This is a genomic window from Streptomyces sp. NPDC087310, from assembly GCF_044744405.1.
In the GTDB taxonomy this organism is placed as follows: Bacteria; Actinomycetota; Actinomycetes; order Streptomycetales; family Streptomycetaceae; genus Streptomyces.
In genome coordinates, this window is the sequence record NZ_JBIUYF010000006.1 from 683,894 (window position 1) to 695,051 (window position 11,158).

An 11,158-nucleotide genomic window follows, 5' to 3' on the forward strand; every position below is an offset into this window, starting at 1 on the left:
TTCGCAGGTGACCAACGCTCTCTTGAGCGTTGGCGCGCCCATTACTTGAGATGCTGGGCGGTCGGTCGAATTCGCGGGGGCGGAGGGGGCGGTTCCATGAGACGCGCACCCCTGACGGCCCGCCGCGGCCGGTCGGCCGGCACGGTGTCCGTCGCGTCGCGGGTCCCCTTACAGGTGCTTCCTCGCGACGCATGATGCAGAATCCCTGTCCGGTGGCGGACGGCTGACGCAGTCGTGCCCCGTCGCCGTACCAGGGGTCAGCATGCCCGCACACCCTCACGCCACGCCCGCATGGAGCCGTTTCCTATGGAGCACACCGCTCACGTCAGCAAGACCACCCTGCCCGGGGTCGGCACCCGCTACGACCTCAACACGGAAGCGGGAAAGCACCTCTCGGTCGTCGTGCACCAGGACGGGCGCCGCATCCTGGCCTTCCACGACCCCGAGGACGACGACAACTGCCGGGACGCCGCGACCCTCGCCCCGCACGAGGCGACCGCGCTCTGCAAGCTCCTGACGCCCGACCCCGTCGCCCATCTCCACCAGCACATCGAGATCGACCTGGTCACCGAGCACATCCCGGTCACCAAGCGTTCCCCTTATGTCGGCCGGACGCTCGGCGCCACCCAAGTACGCAGCCGCACCGGCGCCTCCATCGTCGCCGTCCTGCGCCGCACCGACGCCTTCCCCTCGCCCACCCCGGACTTCCGCTTCGCCCTGGGGGACACGCTCGTCGTCGTCGGCACCCGGGAAGGCGTGGACGCCGTCGCCGAACTGATCACCGGAGGATAAAGCGCCCGTGCACGAGACCACCGCACTGCTCATCGAACTCGGGGCCATCATCCTGGCTCTGGGGATACTCGGCCGGCTCGCCGGCCGCGTGGGCTTCTCCGCCATTCCCCTGTACCTGCTCGCCGGACTCGCCTTCGGGCACGGCGGACTCCTCCCGCTCAACGCGAGTGAGGAGTTCGTCGCCACCGGCGCCGAGATAGGCGTGATCCTGCTGCTGCTCCTGCTGGGGCTGGAGTACAGCGCGTCCGAACTCGTCTCCAACCTCAAGACGCAGTACCCCTCCGGCATCGTGGACTTCGTCCTGAACGCCGTGCCGGGCGCCGTCGCCGCGCTGATCCTGGGCTGGGGACCGGTCGCCGCGGTGGCCCTGGCCGGCGTCACCTGGATCTCCTCCTCCGGAGTGATCGCCAAGGTCCTCGGCGACCTCGGCCGCCTCGGCAACCGCGAGACCCCCGTGATCCTCGGCGTCCTCGTCATCGAGGACCTCGCCATGGCCGTCTACCTGCCGCTGCTCACGGCCCTGCTCGCCGGGCTCAGCCTCGCGGGCGGCAGCCTGACGCTGCTGATCTCGCTCGGCACGGTCGGCGCTGTGCTCTACCTGGCGCTGCGGCACGGCCGGCTGATCAGCCGCGCGGTCTCCTCCGACAACCCCGAGATGCTGCTGCTGGTCGTCCTCGGCCTCACCGTGCTCGTCGCCGGGGTCGCCCAGGAGCTCCAGGTGTCCGCCGCCGTCGGCGCGTTCCTGGTCGGCATCGCGCTCTCCGGAGAGGTCGCCGAGGGCGCGCACAACCTGCTGGCCCCGCTGCGCGACCTGTTCGCCGCCGTCTTCTTCGTCTTCTTCGGCCTGAACACCGACCCGGCCGCCATCCCGCCGGTCCTGGTGCCCGCCCTCCTCCTGGCGACCGTCACCACCCTGACGAAGATCGCCACCGGTTGGTACGCGGCGAAGCGCGCCGGGGTCAGGACGGCCGGCCGCTGGCGGACCGGCGGCACCCTCGTGGCACGCGGTGAGTTCTCCATCGTCATCGCAGGTCTGGCCGTCGGGGTGGAGCCGCGGATCGGCCCGCTGGCCACCGCGTACGTCCTCATCCTGGTGATCCTCGGCCCGCTGGCCGCGCGCTGGACGGAGCCGCTGGCCCGCCGGATCACCGGTGGCTCCAAGGCCCCGGCCGTCGCCGCGCCCGTACCGCTCGTGAAGACCGAGCCGTCCGCGCAGGCGGAGCCGTCGGCCCGGGCCGAGCCGTCCGTACGGGCCGAACCGCCCGTGCCCGAGGCGAACGACACGGCGACCAGCCAGAGCTGACCGCCCGGCCCGCCGTCGGGCCGCCCCGGCCAGGACCCCGCAAGGCGAACGGGGCACAGGACGCGCGCCCTGCGCCCTGTGCCCCTGTCCTGGTGGTGCCGGCCAGGGGCCGGCACCGGTGTCAGACCCCGACGCCGAAGTCCGCGGCGATGCCCGAGAGACCCGAGGCGTACCCCTGGCCGACCGCGCGGAACTTCCACTCCGCGCCGTTGCGGTACAGCTCACCGAAGACCATGGCCGTCTCCGTGGCCGCGTCCTCGCTCAGGTCGTAGCGGGCCAGCTCGGCGCCGCCCGCCTGGTTGATCACCCGGATGTACGCGTTCCGCACCTGGCCGAAGCTCTGGCCACGGTTCTCGGCGTCATGGATCGACACCGGGAAGACGATCTTCGAGACCTGGGCCGGCACATTGGCCAGGTCCACCTTGACGGTCTCGTCGTCGCCGTCGCCCTCGCCGGTCAGGTTGTCGCCGGTGTGCTCGACGGAACCGTCCGGGCTCTTGAGGTTGTTGTAGAAGATGAAGTGCTGGTCGGAGGAGACTTTTCCGGACTCGTCACACAGCAGGGCGCTCGCGTCGAGGTCGTAGTCGGTACCGGTCGTCGTCCGTACGTCCCAGCCGAGGCCGACCAGGACCGCTGTCAGTCCCGGCGCCTCCTTGCTGAGCGAGACATTGCCGCCTTTGGACAGGGAAACTCCCACGCTGCTCCTCCTGAGCTGAGCCGAATCGGTCATGCGGAAGTAAAATCTACAGGAGTGTAGAAGCGAACGGGAGTGAGATCCGGCCCGCTCTGCTGGCCGGTGTCCGACGGCCGGTGTGGCGACCCGGTACCGGCCCACCCGGCCGGACGCCGCACCCCACCGGCTCCGTAGCATGGTCCGTTCGCCCCGTGGTGCGTCCGCGCGGCCGGAGGGAGACAACGGTGACGGTGCACGGCAGTCCTGACGAGCGCCCCAGACGGCGCGGCCAGGGCGAACTGGAGGCGCAGGTACTCGCCGCGCTCCGGCAGGCGCCGGGGCCCGTCACGGCGGCCTGGGTACAGGAACGGCTCGGCGGAGACCTCGCGTACACGACGGTGATGACCATCCTGACCCGCCTCCAGGCCAAACGAGCGGTCACCAGGGAGCGCGCGGGTCGCTCGTTCGAGTGGCGCGCGGCCTCGGACGAGGCGGGGCTCGCCGCCCTGCGGATGCGCAAGGTGCTCGACGGCGAGACGGACCGCGAGGCCGTCCTGGCCCGCTTCGTCACCGCGCTCTCGCCCGACGACGAACGGCTGCTGCGCGATCTGCTCACCCTCCCCGAGGACGGCTTCGCCGAAGGCGGATTTCCCGAAGGCGGATTGCCCGGGGACGGCTTTCCTCAGGGCGGGACGGAGGGCTGACGGGATGGGGGTGTTCGTCTTTCTGCCGCTCGTACTGCCGCTGACCGCGCTGCCCGTCGCGCGCCTCGCCGAACTCCATCTGCACCCCCGGGTCGCCACCCGGCTGCTCTCCGCGCTCGCCGCCGTCCTCGCGGTGTGCAGCACGCTCTGCCTCGGCCTGCTGGTGGTCGTCGGTACGGCGCAACTCCCCGGCAACCCGCTGCCCGACGCCTGGTCGGACCCCGAGGTCCGCGAGGCGGTCCCGTACGACGAGGTCGCGGGCAAGGCGGCCATCGTCGCGCTTGCCGCGGTCGCCGTGGGGTGCGTGACCGCCGCCTGGCGCCACCGGCGCGTACGCCGCCGCGCGCAGGAGGCCCTGGCCGGACTGCCCGGCGGCGAGCTGGCCGTCCTGGCCGACGAGGCACCGTACGCCTACGCCCTCCCGGGCCCCGGGCCCGGCCGCGCTCCCCGCACCGGGGCCGGACCCGGGCGCATCGTGGTGTCCACGGGGATGCTCGCCTGCCTGGACGACCAGGAGCGGGACGCCCTGATCGCCCACGAACGCGCCCATCTCGCGGGCCGGCACCACCGGTTCCTGCTGACGGTACGGCTGGCCGCCCGCGCCAATCCGCTGCTGCGCCCGCTGCGTGCGGCCGTCGCCTACACCAGCGAGCGCTGGGCGGACGAGGAGGCCGCCCGGGTGACCGGCGAGCGCACGGTCGTGGCCCGCGCCATCGGCAAGGCCGCGCTCGTCTCCCGGGGCACCCCGGCGCCGACGCTGGCCGGGTTCGCCGCGCCGAGCCCCGGACCCGTCCCGCGCCGGGTGGCCGCGCTGCTGGGGCCCGCGCCGACGGCCGTCCACTGGCCGTCCGTACGTACCGCGGTAGGGCTGGCCGTCTGGGCCGCGGCGGCCGGAACGGTCGGCTCCGCCCTGTCCTCGGCGAACGCCATGGTCACGCTCTTCCTCGTCCTCCAGGCGGCCACCCCCTTCTGACCGCCCGGTGGCGCGGATCAGCTCGGTGGCGTGAGGCCAGGATCACGACGACTACGGGGTCACTCCTTGCGGTACTGGTACGCCTCCGCCGCCGCGGCCACCACCGCGTCCAGATCCCCACCCGCCGAGGCGGTGACATACGCGGCCACGGCGCCCTCCACGAACGGCGCGTCCACCAGCCGCGCCCCCTCCGGCAGCTCGTCGCCCTCGGCGAGCAGCGCCTTCACCGTCAGGACGGCGCTGCCCAGATCCACCAGAAGGGCGACCCCCGCACCGCGGTCCACCTCCGCCGCCGCGGCCGAGATCAGCTCGGAACTGGTCCCGAGCCCGCCGTCCTCGGTGCCGCCGGCGGCCGCGACCGGGGCCGCCCCGCCGCCCGCCAGCCCCCGCGCGAGGTCGGCGACGGCCGTGGCGAGCGCCGCGCTGTGGGAGACGAGCACGATGCCGACCGGCTGTCCGGCACTCATCACGCTGCCTCCGCCGTGTCGGCGAGGGCCGCGATCAGCAGCGCCGACGACGTGGCGCCCGGGTCCTGGTGCCCGATGCTCCGCTCACCCAGATAGCTCGCCCTGCCCTTGCGCGCCTGGAGGGGTACGGTCGCGAGGGCGCCCCGCTCCGCGGCCTCGGCAGCCGCCCGGAACGACGTGCCGGCCGACACCGGCGCCGCGCCCAGCGCCTCGACCGCGGGCTCCAGCGCGTCGATCATCGTCTTGTCCCCGGACGCGGCCCCGCCGAGCTGCGCCACCGACGCCACACCGGCGCCCAGCGCCTCGGCGAACTGCGCGGGCGTGACCTCCGCCGCGTCCCCGAGCGCCTTGCCCGTACGCCGCAGCAGCGTCCCGTACAAAGGGCCGGACGCGCCGCCCACGGTGGAGATGAGCCGGCGTCCCGCCAGGATCAGCACGGCGCCGGGGGAGTCGGGCGCCTCCTCCTCCAGAGCGGCCGCGACGGCGCGGAAACCACGCTGGAGATTGCTGCCGTGGTCGGCGTCCCCGATGGCCGAGTCCAGCTCCGTGAGCCGGTCCGCGGCCTGCTCCACCGCGCCGGCCGCGACCACCCCCAGCCAGCGGCGGAAGAAACCGGCGTCGAGCATGCGCTCCGATGTCTCGTCGTTCACGTGATCTCCTCACCCCGTGGAACGTTCCCCACGTCCCGGTCCCGCCCAGTCTGCCCTGCCGGTGACGGGGCTCACCGCGGCGACGGGCGCTCAGCGGCCCCAGCGGAGCGCGGGGGTCTCGACCGGCGCGTCCCACAGCCGCAGCAGCTCCTCGTCGACCTGGCAGAGGGTGACCGAGCAGCCCGCCATGTCGAGCGAGGTCACATAGTTGCCGACGAGGGTGCGGGCCACCGCCACGCCCCGCTCGCCCAGTACCCGCTGGACCTCGGCGTTGAACCCGTACAGCTCCAGCAGCGGCGTACCGCCCATGCCGTTCACCAGGGCGATCACGGGGCCCGAGGGGCGCAGATCGTCCAGTACGGCGTGCACGGCGAAGTCCGCGATCTCCCGCGAGGTCATCATCGGGCGCCGCTCGCGCCCGGGCTCCCCGTGAATCCCGATGCCCAGCTCCAGCTCACCCTCGGGCAGGTCGAAGGTCGGGCTGCCCTTGGCGGGCGTGGTGACGGCGCTCAGGGCGACCCCGAAGCTCCGGGACAGCTCGTTCACCCGCCGCCCGATCGCCTCGACCCGCTCCAGCGGCGCCCCCTCCTCGGCGGCGGCGCCCGCCATCTTCTCGACGAACAGCGTCGCCCCCGTACCGCGCCGCCCGGCGGTGAACAGACTGTCGGTCACCGCCACATCGTCGTTGACCAGCACTTTCGCGATCTGGATGCCTTCGTCCTCGGCCAGCTCGGCGGCCATGTCGAAGTTCAGGACGTCACCGGTGTAGTTCTTGACGACGAACAGCACCCCGGCACCACTGTCCACGGCCGCGGCGGCCCGGACCATCTGATCGGGCACGGGGGACGTGAACACCTCACCAGGACAGGCGGCGGCCAGCATCCCGGGCCCGACGAACCCGCCGTGCAACGGCTCATGCCCGGACCCGCCCCCGGAGACGAGTCCCACTTTCCCGGCCACGGGCGCGTCGCCCCGTATCACCACGCGACGGTCCACATCGACGGAGAGCTTGGGATGCGCGGCGGCCATGCCCCGCAGAGCATCCGCGACCACGGTCTCCGGCACATTGATGAGCATCTTCAACGGTATCTCCCAGGTAGGCCAGCAGATGCGCCTCTGATCAGCGTTTTTGCAGGTCAGGATGCATGTGGGCGATGTGTGATCTTGGCGGTCCTCGGCGCTTCGAGGCGCGGGCCGACGGTACTGATGCTGACCTCATGCCGACTTTTCTGATGCATCGTCAGCTCCTTGTGGGGTGGTCCCGAGTGCGACGGCCTGCCGCCCTCTTCCAGTATCGATCGAACCCGGCCGAGTGGCACGGCATGCGACGTGAGCGCCGGAAGGAATTGCCTCCTGTTGGAGTCGGTCGCACCACGGATCGGCCCTGCCTTGCGCAGCGCCTGCTGACGACAGCGGCTGACTTCTACCGCATCACGCGTGATGACTTCCACGTTGGATCGAGCGGCCGTGCAGGAGCCTTCAAAGAGCTGTTGAGCACTGACGACGATGGCAAAGTTGCCCTCTACGTCACGGTCAAAGCGGAGCTGATGGATCCGCTACGCCCTCACCGGGTCTCGGTGACGACGCGCACTGGCCGTGATGGCCAGGGGCCGGCCTTGGACGGCGCCGCCCGCGAACTGCTGAAGGCCACCTACCTGCGGCCTCTGCGGGATGCCGAGGCCGAGCTGCGTTCTGGTCGTGGATCAAGGCTGTCGCAGATCCTCGCTGGGCCGAGCGTGTCACAGGCTGCAACGGGCGTCGGTGGGCGGGGATTCGAGGTCGAGGAGATATTTCTTGACCACGTCGTCGACGCACTTGCTGCCGCCGAGGAGGTAGGCGCCGTGCTGCTTGCCGTCGACTGTGAGCAGGCTGCCGTCGAGGGCTCGCGCCATCGCGATGCCGCCCTCGTGCGGCGTCACAGGATCGCCGGTGACGGACACGACGAGCGTCTCGGGGATGCCTTCGACATCGGCGAGCCAGGGCTCGTCGCGTGTTGGCGGCGCGGGCCACGCCTCGCATTCGCTGTGGTGGTTGCCCGCCGTGAACACGTCGATGTCGAACATCGGGGCGGCCTCCCCGATCTTGCGTGCGAGCGCGGTCTGTTCCTCCGGCGTCGGACGGGGTGAGTCCATGCAGCGCACAGCGATGTTCGTGTCGGGATCCGTGCCGTAGGCGCCGTCCGCCGTGCGGGCGAAGAAGGAGTCGCGCAGGGCGAGCATCTCGTCGGCGTTGCCCGCTTCGAGCGCGGTCAGGGCGGAGATGACGTCGGGCCATTTCTTTTCGGAGTACAGTCCGCCGCTGATGCCGAGGTAGACGTCCCAGATGCTCAACTCCCGGCCGCCGGTGGTCGGTGCTGGTGTCTCGACGAGCGGTTGGACGATCTCGTGCAGGCGGTCGTTCGCAGCCGCGGGGTCGGGGCCGAGAACGCAGTCGGGCGATTCTGCGCAGCGTGCGGCGAGGTCGTCGAACCGTGCCTGCAGTCCGGTGAATGAGGAGAGGCGGAACCCGCTCGCCGTCAGGTCGGGCGAGACGGCCCCGTCGAGCACCATCGCGCGGACCTTTTCGGGGTAGGCCGCGGCGTACATGGCGCCCAGTTCGGTGCCGTAGCTGTAGCCGAGATAGGTCAGCTGGTCGTCACCGAGCACCTTTCGCATGATGTCCATGTCGCGCACGACGTTGGTGGACCCGGCGTTCACGAGGTTCGCGATGCCGCCGGAGCCGTCCGCGCAGCGCTCTGCGAGTTCGGTCGCCTCCTCGGTGCTCGTGATGTCGTACACCACGCCGAACCGCGGTGCGTCGCCTGCGTCGTACTGCTCGTCGGTGTAGCAGTCGAGGGGCGGGGTCGACGACCCGATCCCGCGAGGATCGAAGCCGACGATGTCGAAGCGCTTGGCGACGGGACTCGCCTGCCACAATGGCAGGGTGGACGCGACGAGGCTGGTGCCGGATCCTCCGGGTCCGCCCGGGTTCAGCAGCAGCGAGCCCTCGGCCTCACCCGCGGCGGGGAGGCGCGTGAGCGCGATGTGCGCCTTCTTCCCCTCCGGCTTGTCGTAGTCGAGCGGTATCTCGACCGAGGCGCACTGGAGCGCCGGGTTCGCGAACAGCTTGGCGTCCGCCTTGCTCGTCGCGGTGTCCTCGCATCCGACCCAGTCGAGCTCTTGCCCGAGATAGGCGCCGAGGTCCGCGTCCGCGCCGGAGTCCGGTGGAGGAGAAGCGGGCGTGCATCCGGCGAGCAGGAGGAGAAAAGCCGCGGCGGCCGCGCCGAGCACGGTCTCGCGGTATCGGGATCGAGGGTCTGAGCGCATGCGTTTCTCCCGTGTCGAGCCGCGGTCGTGCGCGAGGGTGCGGCGGTGGTTCGACGGTCTGTTCCCGGTCGGGGCGCTGAGGTGGCCGACAGGGCGGCACGTGACCGGTCAGTGCGGGGGTGTCAGCTCTCGATCCCGTCGGTCTCGGCGTCCAGGAGCCGGTGATGGCGGAAGGTGAGTGCTCGTTCGACCCCCGCGAGGCCGGCCGTGATGGTGAGAACCGTGTTCGCCCATGCCGACAGGTCGATGGGCGAGACGAACGAGGGGGTGCGATCAGTCCAGGGTGGCTGGTGGGTGACCAGCTCAAGCGGGTGCGGGGCGAGGATCAGCAGATTGATCATCAGCACGGTGACAGCGCAGGCGGCGAGGGCTCGCCCGGATCCGGGGCCGGGCGTCGATCAACCTTTCCGTATCGCCGTCGAGCCCGTCGAAGCCGTAAGGATCTTTCCGCGCCGCACCGGTCCAGAGATCCTGCCGGTCGCTCATGTCTCCCCTGTCCGGGGTCGTGACGGAACAGAGTACCGCCACGACGCCTTCTAGCATGCCTGTGCTAGAAGAAACTAGCACAGGCATGCCAAAGATTGACTAGGATGGGGTCATGCCCAAGAGAGCCAATCCGGATATCCGCCGAGAGCGGGTCGCCGACGCCGTGATCGAGGAGATCGCCGCGCACGGGATCCGCTCGGTGACCCTCGCCCGGATCTCCGCACGCACCGGCCTGGCCATCGGGAGCATCCGCCACTACTTCGGCGACACCGTCCGAGAGGTCATGCGCTTCACGTTGGGTGTCGTCCTGCAGCGCGCCGCGAGCCGCGACGCGAAGATGTCCGACGATCCGGTCGCACGGATTGTGGATGTGATCGCATTCACCGCTCCGACCAGCGAGCAGGAGCGCAAGGAGAACATCGCTCTCGTCGAATACCGTGTCATGGCGCGCACGGACGCGGAGCTCGCGTCCGAAATCGCTGCCACGTCCCTCGCGGGCGCGGAGGTGATCCGCTCGTTGCTGCGCGATGCGCTGGCCGACCGCGCGATCGACGAGGAGGCGCTGCACCGCGAGGCGCTCCTGCTGTTCGCCCTGGTCGAGGGCTTCTCGTTCAGTTCGGCGCTATTCTCCGCCCCGTTGAACGAGGCGGACGTCCGTGCCGTTGTGACGGCGACCGTGCGACGTCTGCTCGATGCTCTTCCGCCTTCCAATGAAGCCGTCGAGGGAGCGGCTGGAACTGAGCTTGTTCTTTAACCTGCGTCTGGCTTCTGGCAAGGCAACTGGCGGGCGTGGTCAGCCGAATCGGGATGCGCTGGTCTGTGGGACAGTTGCATACTCGCCAGATGGCCTTGTTCTCCGGTCGGTTCCGGGATCCGCGCAGCAGCGAGTACGACTTCATCAGCTCGATCATGGTGCGGTGCCCCAGTTGTGCGAAGGCCGCTCGTGTCGTTCTGGCGCCCGAAGACTCCGATCTCGGCGGTCGGATGCTGTTCAGGCCGCGACGTCTGGTCTGCCGTGGCTGCGGGCTGTCACGGGTGTGGAGCGGTCGTCTCGTCACGCTCTCCCGTGGAACAGCTCAACCCGCGACGGATCCGTACTTCGGTGTCCCGCTGTGGCTCCAGGTTGAAACCCGGCATGGGTGGTTGTGGGCCTATAACCTCGAACATCTCGATCTGATCCGCTGTTTCGTCCAAGCGTCGCTGCGAGAGCGAGCGCCCTGGTATGACACCGGACAGAAGATGACTTTGGTGGCCCGCCTCCCGGCATGGATCAAGCGGGCGAGGAACCGGGACGAGGTCCTGCGTGCCGTCAGTCGGATCCACGCGTCACTGGCTGCCGCCTGAGCTGCTCAAAAGGCGTCCGAACGCCGCTCGAACTTGATCTCTGGTTGTGCTGTGCAGCTGACGCGCGGGCGGCCTTCAGCTCAAGCCGGGAGGTGGCAGATGGACCGTCAGTACATGGGGATTTCTGATGAGGTGCAGTACCTAGACATGTCTGAACGATGGATGTACCGAGAGTCCTTGCGACATGGACTTCCAAGGTACTACTTCGGGGCAAGGTAAAATTCAAGGCCGGGGATCTGGACCGGTGGGTGCGGCAACAGAGGGTTGTTTGAAGGGGGCCGGATGATTATCCGGCCCCCTTCTCGTTACAGTTCTTCATTGAGGATACGCGCAGCTCGTCCAATGGATGCGGGCATCAAGTGGCGGTATTGATCCGAAACTCAATCGGTTCTATTCGAGGGTGTAGCGGACGTGGGATCCGCCGAAGTATCCGCGGACGATGTGTGGCTGCCGTTGGCGGC

Annotated in this window: 12 protein-coding genes; 6 read left to right on the forward strand and 6 right to left on the reverse strand. The window is 70.1% G+C overall.

What is annotated here, in order from left to right:
* Nucleotides 1-306 precede the first annotated feature (306 nt).
* Together ACIO3P_RS25845 and ACIO3P_RS25850 are read left to right on the forward strand one after the other, a co-directional pair.
* Entirely contained in the window at nucleotides 307-792 is a 486-nt protein-coding gene (locus tag ACIO3P_RS25845) for a TrkA C-terminal domain-containing protein (protein WP_329825836.1), read from the forward strand.
* Nucleotides 793-799: 7 nt separating this feature from the next.
* Complete coding sequence (locus tag ACIO3P_RS25850; RefSeq protein WP_401852545.1) at nucleotides 800-2,095, forward strand: cation:proton antiporter; 1,296 nt, start codon at nucleotides 800-802, stop codon at nucleotides 2,093-2,095.
* A 121-nt stretch (nucleotides 2,096-2,216) separates the two neighbouring features.
* Here ACIO3P_RS25850 and ACIO3P_RS25855 read toward each other — a convergent pair whose 3' ends face one another.
* Nucleotides 2,217-2,792, reverse strand: coding sequence for a TerD family protein (locus ACIO3P_RS25855; protein ID WP_399288762.1), 576 nt, complete (start codon nucleotides 2,790-2,792; stop codon nucleotides 2,217-2,219).
* Between the two features lie 221 nt (nucleotides 2,793-3,013).
* Between ACIO3P_RS25855 and ACIO3P_RS25860 the strand changes: the two genes are divergently transcribed.
* The gene (locus tag ACIO3P_RS25860) at nucleotides 3,014-3,472 is read left to right on the forward strand and encodes a BlaI/MecI/CopY family transcriptional regulator (RefSeq protein ID WP_329825839.1); all 459 of its coding nucleotides are present in this window, start codon (nucleotides 3,014-3,016) and stop codon (nucleotides 3,470-3,472) included.
* Between the two features lie 4 nt (nucleotides 3,473-3,476).
* A complete protein-coding gene (locus tag ACIO3P_RS25865) occupies nucleotides 3,477-4,445 on the forward strand; it encodes a M56 family metallopeptidase (RefSeq protein ID WP_329825840.1) in 969 nt (322 codons plus the stop codon).
* Between the two features lie 59 nt (nucleotides 4,446-4,504).
* On the opposite strand, the gene ACIO3P_RS25870 is transcribed toward ACIO3P_RS25865, so the two are convergent.
* From ACIO3P_RS25870 to ACIO3P_RS25890, 5 genes are all read right to left on the reverse strand, one after another.
* Nucleotides 4,505-4,912, reverse strand: coding sequence for a PTS fructose transporter subunit IIA (locus tag ACIO3P_RS25870; RefSeq protein ID WP_329825841.1), 408 nt, complete (start codon nucleotides 4,910-4,912; stop codon nucleotides 4,505-4,507).
* Entirely contained in the window at nucleotides 4,912-5,538 is a 627-nt protein-coding gene (dhaL, locus tag ACIO3P_RS25875; protein WP_401852585.1) for a dihydroxyacetone kinase subunit DhaL, read from the reverse strand. Before dhaL ends, ACIO3P_RS25870 begins: the two co-directional genes overlap by 1 nt.
* A 114-nt stretch (nucleotides 5,539-5,652) precedes the next feature.
* Complete coding sequence (gene dhaK, locus ACIO3P_RS25880; RefSeq protein WP_329825842.1) at nucleotides 5,653-6,645, reverse strand: dihydroxyacetone kinase subunit DhaK; 993 nt, start codon at nucleotides 6,643-6,645, stop codon at nucleotides 5,653-5,655.
* Nucleotides 6,646-7,301: 656 nt separating this feature from the next.
* Nucleotides 7,302-8,867 carry an alpha/beta hydrolase gene (locus tag ACIO3P_RS25885; RefSeq protein ID WP_401852548.1) on the reverse strand — a complete coding sequence of 522 codons (1,566 nt, stop codon included), beginning with the start codon at nucleotides 8,865-8,867 and terminating at the stop codon, nucleotides 7,302-7,304.
* Nucleotides 8,868-8,989: 122 nt separating this feature from the next.
* Nucleotides 8,990-9,214: a hypothetical protein gene (locus tag ACIO3P_RS25890; protein WP_329825844.1), complete on the reverse strand. Its 225-nt coding sequence runs from the start codon at nucleotides 9,212-9,214 to the stop codon at nucleotides 8,990-8,992.
* 251 nt (nucleotides 9,215-9,465) lie between these two features.
* Between ACIO3P_RS25890 and ACIO3P_RS25895 the strand changes: the two genes are divergently transcribed.
* Entirely contained in the window at nucleotides 9,466-10,107 is a 642-nt protein-coding gene (locus ACIO3P_RS25895; RefSeq protein ID WP_329825845.1) for a TetR family transcriptional regulator C-terminal domain-containing protein, read from the forward strand.
* Between the two features lie 89 nt (nucleotides 10,108-10,196).
* On the forward strand, nucleotides 10,197-10,697 hold the full coding sequence (locus ACIO3P_RS25900) for a hypothetical protein (protein ID WP_401852550.1): 501 nt from the start codon (nucleotides 10,197-10,199) through the stop codon (nucleotides 10,695-10,697).
* Nucleotides 10,698-11,158 lie beyond the last annotated feature (461 nt).